Origin of the sequence: Bacillus sp. F56, from assembly GCF_001748205.1 — a bacterium.
Taxonomy (GTDB): domain Bacteria; phylum Bacillota; class Bacilli; order Bacillales; family Bacillaceae; genus Bacillus; species Bacillus stercoris.
The window spans coordinates 262,410-279,999 of record NZ_BDFC01000008.1; the positions used below are offsets into that span (position 1 = coordinate 262,410).

The 17,590-nt window shown below is 42.9% G+C and carries 15 protein-coding genes and 1 pseudogene; 8 read left to right on the top strand and 8 right to left on the bottom strand.

The window, feature by feature from the left end:
- Entirely contained in the window at positions 1-1,440 is a 1,440-nt protein-coding gene (gene gabR / locus BFW96_RS14945) for a MocR-like transcriptional regulator GabR (RefSeq protein ID WP_069839861.1), read from the bottom strand.
- A 105-nt stretch (positions 1,441-1,545) separates the two neighbouring features.
- Between gabR and gabT the strand changes: the two genes are divergently transcribed.
- A complete protein-coding gene (gene gabT / locus BFW96_RS14950) occupies positions 1,546-2,856 on the top strand; it encodes a 4-aminobutyrate--2-oxoglutarate transaminase (protein ID WP_069839862.1) in 1,311 nt (436 codons plus the stop codon).
- Between the two features lie 68 nt (positions 2,857-2,924).
- Complete coding sequence (gabD, locus tag BFW96_RS14955; RefSeq protein ID WP_069839863.1) at positions 2,925-4,313, top strand: succinate-semialdehyde dehydrogenase; 1,389 nt, start codon at positions 2,925-2,927, stop codon at positions 4,311-4,313.
- 99 nt (positions 4,314-4,412) lie between these two features.
- Here the strand turns inward: gabD and BFW96_RS21230 are convergent.
- The 4 genes and pseudogenes from BFW96_RS21230 to BFW96_RS22115 all read right to left on the bottom strand — a co-directional run bounded on the left by BFW96_RS21230 (position 4,413) and on the right by BFW96_RS22115 (position 8,895).
- A pseudogene (locus BFW96_RS21230) lies at positions 4,413-5,558 on the bottom strand (IS3 family transposase).
- 179 nt (positions 5,559-5,737) lie between these two features.
- Positions 5,738-7,495 (bottom strand): ATP-binding cassette domain-containing protein, encoded by a 1,758-nt coding sequence (locus BFW96_RS14965; protein ID WP_069839864.1) that lies wholly within the window; start codon positions 7,493-7,495, stop codon positions 5,738-5,740.
- 292 nt (positions 7,496-7,787) lie between these two features.
- Entirely contained in the window at positions 7,788-8,372 is a 585-nt protein-coding gene (locus BFW96_RS14970; protein WP_069839865.1) for a hypothetical protein, read from the bottom strand.
- On the bottom strand, positions 8,362-8,895 hold the full coding sequence (locus BFW96_RS22115) for a MauE/DoxX family redox-associated membrane protein (protein ID WP_069839866.1): 534 nt from the start codon (positions 8,893-8,895) through the stop codon (positions 8,362-8,364). Before BFW96_RS22115 ends, BFW96_RS14970 begins: the two co-directional genes overlap by 11 nt.
- Before the next feature lie 357 nt (positions 8,896-9,252).
- On the opposite strand from BFW96_RS22115, the gene glcU reads away from it, so the two are divergent.
- Both glcU and gdh read left to right on the top strand, forming a co-directional pair.
- Entirely contained in the window at positions 9,253-10,116 is an 864-nt protein-coding gene (gene glcU, locus BFW96_RS14980; RefSeq protein WP_014662784.1) for a glucose uptake protein GlcU, read from the top strand.
- Between the two features lie 19 nt (positions 10,117-10,135).
- The gene (gdh, locus tag BFW96_RS14985; protein ID WP_014662785.1) at positions 10,136-10,921 is read left to right on the top strand and encodes a glucose 1-dehydrogenase; all 786 of its coding nucleotides are present in this window, start codon (positions 10,136-10,138) and stop codon (positions 10,919-10,921) included.
- A 44-nt stretch (positions 10,922-10,965) separates the two neighbouring features.
- On the opposite strand, the gene BFW96_RS14990 is transcribed toward gdh, so the two are convergent.
- Genes BFW96_RS14990 through cutR form a run of 3 tightly spaced genes read right to left on the bottom strand, consistent with a single transcriptional unit; the run spans position 10,966 to position 13,826 of the window.
- Positions 10,966-11,580 (bottom strand): YcnI family copper-binding membrane protein, encoded by a 615-nt coding sequence (locus BFW96_RS14990; protein ID WP_069839867.1) that lies wholly within the window; start codon positions 11,578-11,580, stop codon positions 10,966-10,968.
- Positions 11,581-11,593: 13 nt separating this feature from the next.
- On the bottom strand, positions 11,594-13,219 hold the full coding sequence (gene ycnJ / locus BFW96_RS14995) for a copper transporter YcnJ (RefSeq protein ID WP_069839868.1): 1,626 nt from the start codon (positions 13,217-13,219) through the stop codon (positions 11,594-11,596).
- Positions 13,220-13,253: 34 nt separating this feature from the next.
- A complete protein-coding gene (gene cutR, locus BFW96_RS15000; protein WP_069148960.1) occupies positions 13,254-13,826 on the bottom strand; it encodes a copper uptake transcriptional regulator CutR in 573 nt (190 codons plus the stop codon).
- A 164-nt stretch (positions 13,827-13,990) separates the two neighbouring features.
- Here cutR and BFW96_RS15005 point away from each other — a divergent pair, with 164 nt between their 5' ends.
- The 4 genes from BFW96_RS15005 to BFW96_RS15020 all read left to right on the top strand — a co-directional run bounded on the left by BFW96_RS15005 (position 13,991) and on the right by BFW96_RS15020 (position 17,533).
- Complete coding sequence (locus BFW96_RS15005) at positions 13,991-14,344, top strand: hypothetical protein (RefSeq protein ID WP_003246726.1); 354 nt, start codon at positions 13,991-13,993, stop codon at positions 14,342-14,344.
- A gap of 173 nt (positions 14,345-14,517) precedes the next feature.
- A complete protein-coding gene (locus tag BFW96_RS15010; RefSeq protein WP_069839869.1) occupies positions 14,518-15,954 on the top strand; it encodes a PTS mannitol transporter subunit IIBC in 1,437 nt (478 codons plus the stop codon).
- 24 nt (positions 15,955-15,978) lie between these two features.
- Complete coding sequence (locus BFW96_RS15015) at positions 15,979-16,410, top strand: PTS mannitol transporter subunit IIA (protein WP_069839870.1); 432 nt, start codon at positions 15,979-15,981, stop codon at positions 16,408-16,410.
- A gap of 1 nt (position 16,411) precedes the next feature.
- Positions 16,412-17,533 (top strand): mannitol-1-phosphate 5-dehydrogenase, encoded by a 1,122-nt coding sequence (locus tag BFW96_RS15020; protein ID WP_069839871.1) that lies wholly within the window; start codon positions 16,412-16,414, stop codon positions 17,531-17,533.
- The last annotated feature ends 57 nt before the right edge of the window (positions 17,534-17,590 follow it).

A 17,590-nucleotide genomic window follows, 5' to 3' on the forward strand; every position in this document is an offset into this window, starting at 1 on the left:
TCAATCCCCTGTAACGGGGATTTTTTTATGTCCGTAAACAGCTTTGAAAAGCCGCTGCACACCCTCCTGAATATCCTCTTCCTTCAGCCGGGCAAAGCCGATAATGAGTGATGGCCTGCCTGTTTGCCGCTGGTTTTTCTTCAAGTTAAACCGGCTCATTCCGAATATTTCAAGCTGCAGGCCGGCGGCATGTGAGAGGATGTCTTGTTCGGTGCGGCTGGTATCAAATTCGGTAACAAAGTGCAGCCCCGCATTTGCTCCTTTAACGGTAACTGCTCCGCTAAACCCTGCTTCTAAAGCGGTGATCAGGCGTTCTCTCTTTTCTTTATAATGCTGCTTCATTTTTTTAATATGCTTCTGGTATTCACCAGACTCGATAAATTCCTGCAGGGTGAGCTGCGTCAGTGACGAGCAAGTCTGCAGATCATAGCCCCGCTGTTTGTATGTCCTCAACAGCTCAGGCGGCAACACCATATAGCTGATCCTCAAGCCGGGGAGAAGGGACTTCGAAAACGTTCCCATATAGATGACATTTTGAAAACGATCTAAGCTTTGCAGTGCCGGTATACTGTCTACATCATATGTAAATTCACTATCATAATCGTCCTCAATGATGTATCGACGCGGCTTCCCAGCTGCCCAGTTCAGCAGCTGAATTCTTCTGGATACAGGCATAATCGTTCCGGACGGAAACTGATGCGACGGGGTCGTCACCAGCACATCAGGCTGCTGTCTGGTGATTTCAGCAATCGACATGCCTTTTTCATCCAGCATGATCGTTTTTACTTGTTTTCCTGCATTCCTCAAAAGCTGGTACATGCGCCTGTAGCCAGGCTCCTCCATCGCATACACGGCTTCCTTGGGCAAAAGCTCAGTCAACAGCTGCATGAGCACCTGTGTGCCTGCCCCTATGATTATTTGTTCCGGCCTGCATTTTACACCCCGCGTCAGAGAAATGAGCCTGGTAATGGCCGCTCTTACTTCATATATCCCTTGCGGATGCGACATCTCGCCGAGCGTGCGGTATGAGCGGGAGGCCGCTTTTTGCTCGCAGCGAAACCAGCTTTTGATCGGAAAATGGTCTGTATCGGAGCTCATGTGTGAAAACGAAATCCAATCGCTCTGATCAATGTGAATCTCTTTCAGGTCATCGGGCAGTGCATATGGAGTATGCTCCTCGGCGGAAAACATGTCTAACTCCTCCACGAAGAAACCCTTTCGCTCAATGGCGTACAAATACCCCTCAGCCAGCAGCTGCTGATAGGCTGAATTCACTGAATTTACGCTGACCTTCAGATTTACAGCCAGCTCCCGCTTGGAGGGAACCTTCGAGTGTGGCAGCAAATTGTGGCTGAGGATTTCTTTTTTCAGCTTTTGATAAATTTGCTGATAGATATAATCAGCTTGTTCTGAACGATCGAGTGTAATCGTGATATCCATTTGCAGATTCTCCTTCTGATACCATCCAAAAGTTATAATTGGTACTTTTCATCATACCAAAGAGAAGTCAGAATGATAAGAAAATACCGACAGGGGGATATTCACATGAGTCAAACAACAGCAAGCATCACAACTGCACAATGGCAGCAAAAACGGGATCAATTTGTGTCAAAAGGTGTGAGCAACGGCAACCGCAGTCTGGCGGTCAAAGGAGAAGGGGCTGAGCTGTACGATCTGGACGGCCGGAGATTTATTGATTTTGCAGGCGCCATCGGAACGTTAAACGTCGGTCACTCTCATCCGAAGGTGGTTGAGGCTGTGAAGCGGCAGGCGGAGGAGCTGATTCATCCAGGCTTCAATGTCATGATGTATCCGTCTTATATCGAATTAGCCGAAAAACTGTGCGGCATTGCACCGGGCGGCCACGAGAAAAAAGCGATTTTTCTTAACTCAGGGGCGGAAGCGGTCGAAAACGCTGTGAAAATCGCCAGAAAGTATACAAAACGTCAAGCGGTTGTCTCGTTTACCCGCGGGTTTCACGGGCGTACGAATATGACGATGAGCATGACAAGCAAGGTAAAACCTTATAAATTCGGTTTCGGGCCTTTTGCGTCAGAGGTTTATCAAGCGCCGTTCCCTTACTATTATCAGAAGCCGGCCGGCATGAATGATGAAAGCTATGACGACATGATAATCCAAGCGTTCAATGATTTCTTTATCGCTTCCGTTGCGCCTGAAACGGTAGCGTGTGTCGTGATGGAGCCGGTGCAGGGAGAAGGCGGATTTATTATTCCTTCAAAACGCTTTGTGCAGCATGTTGCTTCATTCTGTAAAGAACACGGCATTGTTTTTGTTGCTGATGAAATTCAAACGGGCTTTTCCAGAACTGGCACTTATTTTGCGATTGAGCATTTTGATGTAGTGCCTGACCTGATCACGGTGTCTAAATCGCTTGCGGCAGGCCTGCCATTAAGCGGTGTGATTGGCCGTGCGGAAATGCTAGATGCGGCAGCGCCAGGCGAGCTAGGGGGCACGTATGCCGGCAGCCCGCTCGGCTGCGCGGCGGCTTTGGCTGTCTTGGATATTATTGAAGAAGAAGGGCTGAATGAGCGATCTGAAGAAATTGGCAAAACCATTGAAGGCAAGGCGTATGAGTGGAAACAAGAATTCCCGTTTATCGGTGACATCCGCAGACTCGGGGCGATGGCGGCAATCGAAATCGTCAAGGATCCTGACACGCGTGAGCCTGATAAAGCAAAAGCAGCAGCGATTGCTGCCTATGCGAATCAAAATGGATTACTTTTGCTGACAGCGGGAATTAACGGTAATATCATCCGCTTTTTGACACCGCTTGTCATCTCAGACAGCCTTTTAAATGAAGGGCTAAGCATCCTGGAGGCGGGCCTGCGAGCTTAATCATTGGAAAGAAAACGGCTGGGTCTGCTATCATTTTAAGTAATCATGAAAAGAAAGGAATGTTCAATATGCCAGATCAATTAAAGGTCTACAACCCGGCTACGGGCGAGGAGATCAAAACGATCCCTCAGCAATCAGCCAAAGAAGTAGAAGAAGCCATTGAACGTTCACATCAAGCGTTTAAAACGTGGTCTAAAACATCAGCGAACGAAAGAGCGTCTCTTTTGAAAAAATGGTATGAGCTGATTGTTGAACATAAAGAAGAACTTGCAGATTTAATTACAAAGGAAAACGGAAAACCCTATCAGGAAGCAGTCGGAGAGGTACTATACGGCGCAGGCTATATCGAATGGTTCGCAGAGGAAGCGAAGCGTGTGTACGGAAGAACGGTCCCCGCTCCGACAACGGGTAAACGAATTGTGGTCACACGCCAGCCCGTCGGTCCCGTTGCCGCTATCACGCCTTGGAATTTTCCGAATGCGATGATTACACGCAAAGCGGCGCCTGCTCTTGCCGCTGGCTGTACATTTATCATCAAGCCGGCGCCGGACACACCGCTGTCTGCCTATGAACTGGCGCGCCTCGCATATGAAGCGGGCATTCCGAAGGATGTTCTTCACGTTGTGATCGGCGATGGAGAAGAAATCGGAAATGTGTTCACAAGCAGTCCGAAAATCCGCAAAATCACGTTCACAGGATCAACACCAGTAGGGAAAATCCTCATGAAAAACAGCGCGGACACTGTGAAACACGTTTCAATGGAACTCGGCGGACACGCCCCGCTGATCGTAGATGAAGATGCGGACATTGACCTTGCCGTTGAACAGGCGATGGCGTCCAAATACCGGAACGCCGGGCAAACATGCGTATGTGCAAACCGCCTGATCGTTCATGAATCCATCAAAGATGAATTTGCTGCGAAACTGAGCGAGCAAGTGTCTAAGCTGAAAGTCGGAAATGGACTTGAGGAAGGCGTCAATGTCGGCCCGATCATCAACAAAAGAGGCTTTGAAAAAATCGTCAGCCAAATTGATGATGCGGTTGAAAAAGGCGCGAAAGTGATTGCTGGGGGCACATATGACCGAAACGATGACAAAGGTTGCTACTTTGTGAATCCGACAGTGCTTACCGATGTTGATACGTCCATGAATATCATGCATGAGGAAACATTCGGCCCAGTCGCCCCGATCGTCACGTTTTCTGATATTGATGAAGCGATTCAGCTTGCCAACGATACACCGTACGGCTTAGCTGCTTACTTCTTCACAGAAAACTACCGCCGCGGCATCTATATTTCCGAGAATCTAGAGTATGGCATTATCGGCTGGAATGACGGCGGACCATCAGCGGTTCAAGCGCCATTCGGCGGAATGAAAGAAAGCGGCATCGGCCGTGAAGGCGGTTCAGAAGGCATCGAGCCGTACCTTGAAACAAAATATTTGTCCATCGGTTTGTAAAACTTAATATGTTATGAAAATGCGAATGAAAAGCGAAAACAAAAAACCTTTGTCGTAAGGGACTGACCCCCGTTTTTGAGACAGGGATCACAACACCTTTTATACAGCCAACTGCCGATGTTTATCGGTGATTGGCTGTTTAGTTTCATTTGAATACGAGTGTTGTTATATTAATGAATGTATTCTTTGACGGTGCGTTCTACGATGTCGGTCGTAGTACGACCAATGCTGTTCAGATAGAACGTTTTAAACTTTAATGGGGAATGAAACGATTCAATGGTGGCATTATCAGTGGGCATCCCTTTGCGGGACATGCTCATGGTAATGCCTTTTGTTTTAACAGCTTTCTGATACTCTTAAGATGTATACACAGATCCTTGGTCACTATGTAAACGCAGTTCACAGGCAGTGTTGGCAACTGATCAAGTGTGTTTAGAACAAAATCTGTGTCCTGTTTATCTCCAATCGTAAAAGCAATCACTTCTCCATTGTATAAATCCAATATATTGGAAAGGTGCAATTATTTCTGTCCAAGGCAAATACGTGATGTCCGTTACTAGTTTTTCTAGAGGACGATCAGACTGAAAATTCCGATCCAATATATTATCGATCACGGCATATGGACTACCCATTCTTCTTATGCTTTTTCACCTTAACCCGGCACTGCCACTGATTTTCCTGCATAATACGTTGAACCGTTTTATGGTTGATACGCATTCCCTTTTTTAATATGGCTGTGATTTTCCGATATCCATATCGATACTTGTGCTGTCCGCACAACGTGCCGATTTGTTTTTCCAAATGGCGCTTGGGATGATCTTTCGTCAGATTCTTCTTCTAACGATAATAAGACGCACGTAAGATACCTAAATGAATACAGACATCCTGCACGGTCATTGTGCTGTGCAATACTTCTACAAGTTCGACTGACGTTTCGCTATCAACTTCCTTTTTAATTCGTTGTACTTTTTTAAAACTTCATTCTGTTGTCTCAGTTAACGAATCTCTTCTTGCAGTTTCTCTAATTCGGAAGAATACTCCGAACCTTTACCGTAAGTGTATTGCTTACCAACAGGCTGTTCAAATCGATGTTTATCACCAGCCTTATACCATCTGACCATGCTTAATCTACGTATTATTTTTGATATTCAACTCCTTCATGATCTCTTTCATAGGCAAGCCTGCCAATCTCATTTCTACAGCCTTCTGTTTCACTTCAACCGGATAACTCACTCTTGTCCCCATAGAAAAAACACCTCCAAGTCTAATTTTGGATAACAATCATCCGTATCCAAACTTGAAGGTGTTTTTATTTGTCTCATCTTATGGGATCAGTCCCGTAAATTCAAAGGCTTTTGTTTAAATTATTTTCACGTAAAGAATTTTTATTCAAATGATGCTTCTAAGACAACAGAAGTTGAATGTCATAACTTAAGATATCCATCTTGAGTTTGAGATGTATACAACTTATTGTAGTATGAACTTGATTTGATTAGCTCTTTATGTGATCCAATGTCAGTTATTTTACCATCTTTCATAACTATTACTTTGTCAACTAAAGTACATACATTTAAACGATGAGTAAGTATAATAATGGTTTTATCTTTGTCTTCTTTAAACAAATTCTTATAAATTTTATTTTCTGATATGGGGTCTATTGCGGATGTGGGTTCATCCATAACCATTATATTAGAATCCCGATAGTATAATCTAGCTAAAGCAACTTTTTGCCATTGCCCACCAGATAAATCAATTCCCTCTTCAAAAGAAGGATCAAGCACCGTTTTTAGTTTTAACGGTAATTTTTTTGCAAATTCATTAACTAAGCTTTTTTCTAAAGAATAAGTTAAATCAGGATCAATTTTTCTCATATTACCTAAATATACATTTTCCTCTAGAGAATATGGATATTCTATAAAGTCCTGAGCTAACCAGCCTATTTCTTTTCGTATCGTGTCTTGATTATATTCTTGTATTTCTCTGCTGTCATAATATATACTTCCATCATAATTATCATATAGCCCTATTAAACATTTAATTAAAGTGGTTTTGCCAGACCCATTAAACCCAACAACTGCAACTTTTTCACCTTTTAATATTTCTAAATTGACATTTTTTAAAGAGTAGGATTCTGAGTTAGAGTATCTAAAACTTAAATCTTTTACACGAATACTATGTTCTAATTTATCGAAATTAATTTTCTTAGTGCCAGTCGATTCTTCCTCTTCCTTATTTAATATATTGAAATATAGAGGAAGGTAAATTATAGTTTGATGCAAGTTTGTTAAAGAACCGACTATCTGATGAGAAAAGCCTTGGAATTGTGATATTGCTTGAATTAGCAACATAAATGTTCCAATTGGTATATTAGGCCAATTGGAAATAATGAAAATGATTAGAATAACCAATTGCAAAATTTGAGTACCAATCATTAAAATTTGAACTAGAAATTCTCGTTTATTGTTAAGCCTTCGTTCAGGATTTACTGCTTTCCAGTAATATTTACTCCACTTGTTTATTAAATAAACGCCAACTTGAAACATTTTTATTTGAACAACTGATTCTCTGTTTTTTAACAGATCCCAAATTGTATCTTTTTTTCTTTTTATTTCACTAGTTTTATTCAAAATGGCTAGTTCCTCTTTATTATACAACCTTGACATAAGAAAATTAATGACGCTGATAATTACTAATAAAGTAACGATCGACCAGTGCAAATTCTTAAGGATTACAATTAATCCAGTTATGGATAAAATACCTTTAAATAGCTCTATAATATCAATTAATAAACGAGTCCCCATCAAAGGGATTACTTGGGAAACTTGTAGGATATCATTATATATTGTGGAATTATCTAAAGTGGAAGTCTTAATCTTACCTACTTTATTAATTAATTTTAATTCAAAATGGTACGTGAATTTGTAGTCTAAATTATTTTCGATGATGCTATTGATCAAAGAAAGTATCTGAATGCTAATATATAAGATTGCTTGAAAAATCAATAACCAGATAATCTTTGAAAAATCAGTCGAATTTGAAATGTTATTGCCTATCTCCTCAGTAACTGTAAGTGAATAGATAGGGAGTATAGAAAGCATAACAGAAAACAAAAGGAGAATAATCAAACTAAGTTTTGATATATGAAAGTAAATTTTAATAATTTTAAAAACGTTTCTAAACATTTTTAACCTCTTCAAAACGAACTAATAGTTTAAATTTGTTAAAGTGGAATTAATAAGTGAAATTAAATAAAAAAGAAAGACTTTAAAAGTCTTTCTTTTTTATTTATGCTTTGATACAAGGTTTAGCTGAGCATTTAGGCATTGCAACGATTACAGATTCACCCTTTTTGCAACCCCAAACCTCAGTATAACGGTAATATGAATAACCTACAAGATGGTTACATTTTGAGAAGTTATAAACACATCTATTCTTTGTTTTACATGCCATTGTATTCACCCCCTTTCATGATACTCACATTTTATTCCAAGTTGATAAATCACGTAAGACATCAATATTACCATGATACGTACCTAACGATCGACCTTCATAATCGATAGCCATAATTAATGGAAATTGATTGAATTTCAATTGTTCAAGTGTATCAACAGAGCTAATATAGTGAGTTATTCCTGGCAATTCTTCGATCACACTAAAATGTCTTTTTCTATCTTTGTCAGGAATAACATTAGCTTCTGGAGGCATAAATGATAATACAACTATATTTTCATTCATGTTTCTTAAGTTATAAATAGAAAGGTCCTCCAGCAACTTTTGACATTCACCACAGCCGACTGCTGTAAATAACAGAAAACCACCTTGTAAGGTATTTGAAGGGATTGCAGTTTCTTTGTAATTTACAGGATCAATAATCGTAAATTCAGGAATAATATCGCCTTTTTTAATTCCTTGATCTGTTACCTCATGAAGTTCTATTTTTTTCTTAATTGATAACCCAGTTTCATTCTTTTGCAATAGATTAGTTATCTTCCACATCAAATACAAAATTATAATTAATAAAAGCATTATTATAAGGTTGAAAATCAGATCAATCTGCATTTAAATCCCACTTTTCATCTAATAAATTATGAATATTCCGAGCGATAATAAAACCTGTAAATAAAAAAAAGATTCCTAGTTCTAGTAATATGAAATAGTATACATTTACTGTATTTGTTTTGGTGGGAATAATTAGTATAGCGAAAGATAAGAGCAGTAAGCTCAAATTTCTGAGAATGGTTTTTTTTCCAATAAAACTGCTTCCAAGAATTCCTCCACAACTACATTTTATAATGTTTTTTTTCTTTAAATTAAATGAAATTAATAATGTAAATACTAACAACAGAATTGATATTCCAAGTGCTCCAATCCATCGCGTCGATTGAAAAAATAATAATAATGATAAAACTAACTCTGCAGCAATGACAAATATAGAAAAAGTTAAAATGATTCGTGAATTATTAATTTTAGTAAAGGAAAAAACTGTTTTTTTAAAATTTGTGAACTTCATTATTTTTGAAAAACTCGTACTTATAAATATATTTGCCAGGAGTAAACGAAAAACTAAGGAGATACTTATCATTCTATAACAAGCCTCTTTTCAATCTTATATATGGAAATGGTAACTATTTCTTCTGAAAGGTATCATAACATCAGACGGATAGATTTACAATATATTTCATTATTTTTCATGTAATATACTTAAACGCTGATTTGTTGTTTGTCTTGTTAAGTTTTTTACCATAGACTAACTATTTAAAGTGAACTGAAATTATTATTATTTAAATATTTTTTTTGAAAATAAATTATTACTGCAGCTTGTTCTTGGGATTTTGATTCGATTGTTAAAGATGGTTAAAAAATGTTTCTTTAGGCGAATAATCACAACAATTCCAGCCAAAATAACAGCAAATACATTTTGAAAGAAGGTTCCCCAACGATGGATTTATTATTGGCTCTTCTCCCAGCTTTGTTTTGGGGGAGCATTGTTCTCTTCAATGTGAAATTAGGCGGCGGGCCGTACAGCCAGACACTGGGAACGACGATCGGGGCGCTCATTGTTTCTATCGTTATTTACTTTTTTGTTCAGCCCGTTCTGTCACTTCGCATCTTTATTGTTGGAATCGTATCCGGCTTATTTTGGTCACTTGGACAGGCCAACCAGCTGAAAAGCATTCAATTGATGGGCGTATCTAAAACAATGCCGATTTCCACAGGAATGCAGCTCGTTTCCACCTCGCTGTTCGGTGTGATCGTGTTCCGCGAATGGTCAACACCGATTGCGATTACGCTTGGCGTTCTCGCTTTGATCTTTATCATTGTGGGAATCATTCTCACGTCCTTGGAAGATAAGAATGATAAAAAAGAAGGCGAGCCAAGCAATTTGAAAAAGGGCATTTTGATTCTCCTCGTCTCGACTCTTGGTTATTTGGTTTATGTAGTCGTGGCTAGATTGTTCAATGTGTCCGGCTGGTCCGCGCTGCTGCCGCAGGCAATTGGCATGGTGGTCGGGGGGTTAGTTTTAACCTATAGACACAAACCCTTTAACAAGTATGCAATCAGAAATATCCTCCCAGGCTTAATCTGGGCAGGCGGAAATATGTTTTTGTTTATTTCTCAGCCGCGAGTTGGCGTTGCAACGAGCTTCTCCCTTTCACAAATGGGAATTGTCATTTCTACGCTCGGGGGTATTTTCATCCTGCGTGAAAAGAAAACGAAACGTCAGCTAATAGCAATTGCAATCGGGATTATCCTGATTATTGCGGCCGCCGTCTTCTTGGGTATCGCGAAATCAAATTCATAACAAATGGAGGAAGATGTATATGTATCCGGATTTAAAAGGAAAAGTCGTTGCCATTACAGGAGCTGCATCAGGGCTTGGAAAGGCAATGGCCATCCGCTTCGGCAAAGAGCAGGCAAAAGTGGTTATCAACTATTATAGTGATAAACAGGATCCAAACGAGGTAAAAGAAGAGGTCATCAAGGCGGGCGGTGAAGCTGTTGTCGTCCAAGGAGATGTCACGAAAGAGGAAGATGTAAAAAATATCGTGCAAACGGCAATTAAAGAGTTCGGCACACTCGATATTATGATTAATAATGCCGGGCTTGAAAATCCTGTGCCGTCTCACGAAATGCCGCTTAAGGATTGGGAAAAAGTCATCGGCACGAACTTAACGGGTGCCTTTTTAGGAAGCCGTGAAGCGATTAAGTACTTCGTAGAAAACGATATCAAGGGAAATGTCATCAACATGTCCAGCGTGCATGAGATGATTCCGTGGCCCTTATTTGTCCACTATGCCGCTAGTAAAGGCGGAATTAAGCTGATGTCTGAAACGCTGGCTTTGGAATACGCGCCGAAGGGCATTCGCGTCAACAATATCGGGCCAGGTGCGATCAACACGCCAATCAATGCTGAAAAATTTGCTGACCCTAAACAGAAAGCGGATGTAGAAAGCATGATTCCGATGGGATATATCGGCGAACCAGAGGAAATCGCAGCAGTAGCGGTGTGGCTTGCTTCGAAGGAATCCAGCTACGTCACAGGCATTACGCTGTTTGCAGACGGCGGAATGACGAAATATCCTTCCTTCCAGGCAGGCCGCGGTTAAACATAAAAAGCGACCCAGACATGACATCTGGATCGCTTTTTTTATTAGGCGCGTTTTTTCTTAACAAGCGCTGCTACAGATAAAATAATGGCAGCCGCGGACAGCACAATCGCTGTAATGTCTAGAGCTGAAGAACCTGCGTTTTTGGAATCATCTTCAGTTTTCGTGGCGCCGTGCTCATCTGTCACTTGTTTTGCAGAAGTGATCTTTGTAATGGAGTGAGGTGTATCGGCATTCTCGTCACCTGTCCATTCAACAATGCTGCCGTCTTTATAATATTGATATGCGTCCCAAGCGGCTTCCTCCGCTTTGTCAGGGTTTTTGGCAACAAAGGTAAACTGCTGGAACTGTCCTTCCTGAATGCCGCCGCCAGTCGCTTCCCACGTCACGGACACTGATTTGTCATCATGTTTTTGGGTGGAAACCTTCCAGCCTGGAATTGGCTCGTACTGCTGGAATTCAACATCCTTCGGCATTTTGAGGACAACCTTCGTTGTCGGTTGATTTTTCTCGGAAGGAACCTTCATTGTATACGTTTCCCAAGAGCCTGCAGCAGATTCAGCCGGTTTTACAGAAACATGCGCGCTGGCAGGAGCCGTAAAGAATAAGAGAGAGCCGACAATAGCCGGACATAGTGTCAATGCGATTTTTTTCAACAACGTAAACACTCCTTTAATTGGTCTTTGTAAACATGATATTGATTTCGTTAAAGTCACCGGTCAGTCCGTGGACTTTGATCTTCCAGTTTCCCTTCTCATTAATGGACAGGTTTTCATCCTGGAAGACGCCTTTTGTTTTCTCTTTTAATTGAAACGTGCTTTTGTTTTCGTTGCCTGACAGCCCTGTTTTATAAATGGTTAACGTGATTTGCTGGATGTTTTTCACCGGATCTCCGTTATGGTCGGTGACTCGCAGCTCAAAAACATTTTTCCCTGGCTGGTTTGGGCTGATGCTGAGTGAAACGCTTTGTCCGTTCTCAATCGCTTTGGTTTGGTAGAACGGTTCCGGCTGCGGCTCAGGCGGGCTTGGCAGGCTTGTAAACACGGCAGCCGTGATCAATACAGCAATGCCGATTGCCCACTCCGCTTTCAACGTTCGGCTGATTCCTGTGCGGCGCTGCTTTCTGGTGAGAAGAAAATGAATCGCGCCTAAAACCAGCATGAAAACAAACAGCCCGCTTTTCACTAAAAGTGCTTGGCCATACGCCGTATGGAACAGTGAATCCATTGAACGAATGATGAAAAATCCATTGAGCAAGCCTGAAAACAAAATGACGCCGACTGCAGTGAGTGCCCATGGGGAGAACCGGCTTACCGTTTCCCATGCGAGCGTTTTGTCAGGCTGCCTCCATTCTTTTGAGAGCAGCAAAACGAGTGCCGCAATTCCGCCGACCCAGATGGAAGCGGAAGATAAATGAAGGAAATCCATCAAAATGCCCACTGTTTTTTCTTCAACGACAGCCGCATGCCCTGTAAACGCCTTGGCAAGCAGGAGACCGAAAAAGAAAATAAGCGGCGCAGTCCAATAGCCAAAAGATGAAAAGCGGTTTTTCCGTATTGCAGGGATTACAGACAGTGCGAGCAGCACGAACAGCGCGGCCTGTATAATCCAAATAGAGCCGCCTGCTGTCTCAAACAGTGTTTCTCTGATGTAGCCCGGCTGGAATGCGCTGCCCCAGCCACCGCCTGCGTTCGCTTTTGTTTGAATCGGAAGCTGAAGCAAAAGCGCCAGACCCAGTGCTGCGATCGAGACGATCAGGATACGTCTCGTCCGTTTCACGAGCTGTTCTGGTTTCCCTTTATACCAGAAAAGATGGAAGAAAACCGTTCCGATAAACAGAGATAAGGCTGTATACAGAATCGCGCGATCTGCGGCTGTTCCCGGATTCAGCGCTGAAACGGATGCTTTTTGGCTGCTGAATCCGCCATCCGCTTTCCCGATACTGAACGGAATGACGCCGGAAACCGGATGCCCGTCCGCGGATACCGCATTCCATTCCGCTCTGTACACATCATGAGGCAGATTCTTTTTTAGCTTCACTGTCATGATGTGATTGTTGTCTTTTTTGATTTCCGTCTTATCCATATCCACCCGGTCGCCGTTTGAATTATAGACTTTAATGTAATGAAACCCTTCTTCAACTGGTTCATTAAATTCAATCTCCACCTGTGCAGGCGCGGTTTTTAATTCGCTGTTTTCCCCAGGTGAGGATTTGACAATATAGGCGTGAGCAAAGCTTGTTTTCGGCAGGAAAACAAGAAAAAGCAGCAGGATGATCCACCATCTGTTTCGCTTCATCACTCAGACACCACCTTCCGCTGTATGTGTTGTGTTATTTCTTGGTGCAGCTGCAGCGTTTCTTTCTGTCTTTGAGCATGTCTTCCAGCGCTTGGTCGAAAGTACGGACGGCGCCGCCGAATCCTTTTTGAAATCGTTCGGCATGGTCAAGCGTCGCAAACGGAATGGCCTGCGGCTGGCAGCAGTGCAGGTTTAATTCAGCATTTACGACGAAATAAGCTGAACCGGCACTGACGGTTGTGTGTAACAGAAAATCTCTGCAAATCAAGTGTGAAACCTCTTCCGTTTTATCGGCGTAACGCAAAAATGCACAATGTGCGCAGCATAGCTGTTCAATGTCTTGGTTTACCGTAATCAGCTGAACCGAATGAGCTTGATTGACGGGCTTCAAGCAATAGCTGCACATATGATCTGTTTGAGGTGTTCGGACGGGAAGCGTGATACCGCCGGCTGTTTTGATGACTTGATTTGACTGAACCAGCTGATTGACATCTCTATATACCGTCATTTCCGAAACGCCGAACCTTGCGCTGATGTCAGAAATTCTAAGCGAGCCTTCTTCTTTCAGCCACTTTAGTATGTGTTGCTGTCTATTAATCGGAAGCATTCATACACCCTCTTCATTAAGATCTATTTAAGCGTAGAGGATTTTAGAGACGGAGACAAGTAAGTGGATGATAAAAAATGTGAAAATGTGTTGAACAGCAACAAAACGTAACAGAAGGGACTCTGGTATAATAGACAGATGGAATAGAAAGTGAGGAATACCCTATGAAAGAAACACCATGCCCGAACTGCGGCAAACCTTTGACAGGCGATATGGTCAGATCATCAAATGTGCCTTGTCAATTTCGCTGCGGCCACTGCCGGGAACGGCTTTATGAATATAAAGTTTCAGCTCCGATTATGCTGGTATCATTAGCGGCTATCGTGCTGCTTATTTATCTTTTGATGCTCCTCCGCAATGCGGCAGGCTCAGTGCTGCCAGCTGTACAGCACGTGCCGATGGCTGTATTTGCGCTTGTATGCGCGTATCCCGTTTTTATTGTGAGTGAGCGGATGATTGCAAAGTACGTGATTCAAAACGGCAACATCATTTATAGAGGAAAGAGAAAAGGCTCCTGATATCAGGAGCCTTTTTATTTTTAAAAAATTGTCACAGTCATGTGCCAAAGTCCTCTTTACTTTCAATTGTATAGGGGCTGTAAGCGTTTTAACATAGAGTCAAAGGGAAGGCATCATTCTCTAAACATATCTTTGTATCTTATAGCGACAAACAAAACAGGGAGGGTTTATATATGCAGCAGCAAGAACAGCAGCAAGGCGGCATGAAAGTGAAAGTGCAGCGCTTTGGGAGTTATTTGAGCGGAATGATCATGCCGAACATCGGCGCGTTTATCGCGTGGGGCATCATTACCGCGTTGTTTATTCCGGCAGGATGGTTTCCAAATGAACAGCTGAATACGCTTGTCAGCCCGATGATCACGTATTTACTGCCGCTTTTGATAGCGTATACAGGCGGAAAAATGATTTACGACCACCGCGGCGGAGTCGTCGGGGCGACAGCGGCAATCGGGGTGATTGTCGGGTCAGATATTCCAATGTTTCTAGGCGCAATGATTATGGGTCCCCTTGGCGGATACCTCATTAAACAGACAGATAAATTGTTCAAGGATAAAGTCAAACAAGGCTTTGAAATGCTGATCAACAACTTTACGGCAGGGATTGTCGGCGCGGCTTTAACGATTCTCGCGTTTTACGCCATCGGCCCGGTTGTCCTGACACTAAACAAATTGCTGGCGGCTGGTGTGGAAGTCATTGTACACGCGAATTTACTGCCGGTAGCCAGTGTTTTTGTAGAACCGGCGAAAGTGTTGTTCCTCAACAACGCCATTAACCATGGAATCTTAAGCCCGATCGGAATCGAGCAAGCATCTCAAACAGGAAAATCCATTTTGTTTTTAGTGGAAGCAAACCCAGGACCGGGGCTCGGCATTTTGCTGGCGTACATGTTCTTCGGCAAGGGATCTTCAAAATCAACGGCTCCCGGTGCGGCGATCATCCATTTCTTCGGCGGGATTCACGAGATTTATTTCCCGTACATTTTGATGAAACCGGCCCTGATTCTCGCAGCCATTGCCGGCGGAGCAAGTGGACTTTTAACATTCACGATCTTTAATGCCGGACTTGTCGCAGCGGCGTCACCGGGAAGCATTATCGCATTGATGGCGATGACGCCAAGAGGAGGCTATTTCGGCGTATTGGCGGGTGTATTGGTCGCTGCAGCTGTATCGTTCATCGTTTCAGCAGTGATCCTGAAATCCTCAAAAGCAAGTGGAGAAGACCTGGCTGCCGCAACAGAAAAAATGCAGTCCATGAAGGGGAAGAAAAGCCAAGCAGCCGCTGCTTTAGAGGCGGAACAAACCAAAGCGGAGGAAGCGTCTGAGCTGTCTCCTGAAAGCGTAAACAAAATTATCTTTGCGTGTGATGCGGGAATGGGATCAAGTGCCATGGGGGCATCCATCTTAAGAAACAAAGTGAAAAAAGCAGAGCTTGACATCAGTGTGACCAACACGGCCATTAACAATCTGCCAAGCGATGCGGATATTGTCATCACCCACAAAGATTTAACAGACCGCGCGAAAGCAAAGCTGCCGAACGCGACACACATATCAGTGGATAACTTCTTAAACAGCCCGAAATACGATGAGCTGATTGAAAAGCTGAAAAAGTAATCTTATAGAAAGAGAGTGATACTCATGCAAGTACTCGCAAAGGAAAATATTAAACTCAATCAAACGGTATCATCAAAAGAAGAGGCTATCAAATTGGCAGGCCAGACGCTGATTGACAACGGCTATGTGACAGAGGATTACATTAACAAAATGTTTGAACGTGAAGAAACGTCTTCTACGTTTATGGGGAATTTCATTGCCATTCCACACGGCACAGAAGAAGCGAAAAGCGAGGTGCTTCACTCTGGAATCTCAATCATACAAATTCCAGACGGTGTTGAGTACGGAGAAGGCAACACGGCAAAAGTGGTATTTGGCATTGCGGGTAAAAATAATGAGCATTTAGACATTTTGTCTAACATCGCCATTATCTGCTCAGAAGAAGAAAACATTGAACGCCTGATCTCCGCTAAAAGTGAAGAAGATTTGATCGCCATTTTCAACGAGGTGAACTGACATGATCGCCTTACATTTCGGTGCGGGAAATATCGGGAGAGGGTTTATCGGCGCGCTGCTTCACCACTCTGGCTATGATGTGGTGTTTGCGGATGTAAACGACACGATGGTCAGCCTCCTCAATGAAAAAAAAGAATACACAGTCGAACTGGCAGAAGAAGGACGTTCATCAGAGGTCATTGGCCCGGTCAGCGCGATTAACAGCGGCAGCCAGCTGGAGGAGCTGTACCGGCTGATTAATGAGGCTTCACTCATCACAACAGCTGTCGGCCCGAATGTGCTGAAGCTGATTGCTCCATCTATCGCAGAAGGTTTAAGACAGAGAAACGCTGCCAACACACTGAATATCATTGCGTGCGAAAATATGATTGGCGGAAGCAGCTTCTTAAAGAAAGAGATATACAGCCATTTAACGGAAGCAGAGCAGGAATCCGTCAGTGAAACGATAGGTTTCCCGAATTCTGCCGTTGACCGGATCGTGCCGATTCAGCATCATGAAGACCCGCTAAAAGTATCGGTTGAACCATTTTTCGAATGGGTCATTGATGAATCAGGCTTTAAAGGGAATACACCAGTCATAAACGGCGCGCTGTTTGTTGATGATTTAACGCCGTACATCGAACGGAAGCTGTTTACGGTTAATACCGGACATGCGGTGACAGCGTATGTCGGCTATCAGCGCGGACTTAAAACAGTCAAAGAAGCAATCGATCATCCGGAAATCCGCCGTGTCGTTCATTCGGCGCTGCTTGAAACTGGTGACTATCTCGTTAAATCGTATGGCTTTAAGCAAACTGAACACGAACAATATATCAAAAAAATCATCGGGCGCTTTGAAAATCCTTTCATTTCGGACGATGTGACCCGCGTAGCGAGATCGCCTCTCAGAAAATTGGGAGAGAATGATAGACTTGTAGGCCCGGCAAAGAAAATAAAAGAGCCGAACGCACTGGCGGAAGGAATTGCCGCAGCCCTGCGCTTCGATTTTACCGGTGACCCTGAAGCGGTTGAACTGCAGGCGCTGATCGAAGAAAAAGGATACAGCGGCGTACTTCAAGAGGTGTGCGGCATTCAGTCCCATGAACCGCTGCACGCCATTGTTTTAAAGAAACTCAATCAATAACCAACCACCACCCGTGACACAATGTCACGGGCTTTTTTTACAATCTCGCTATCTAGT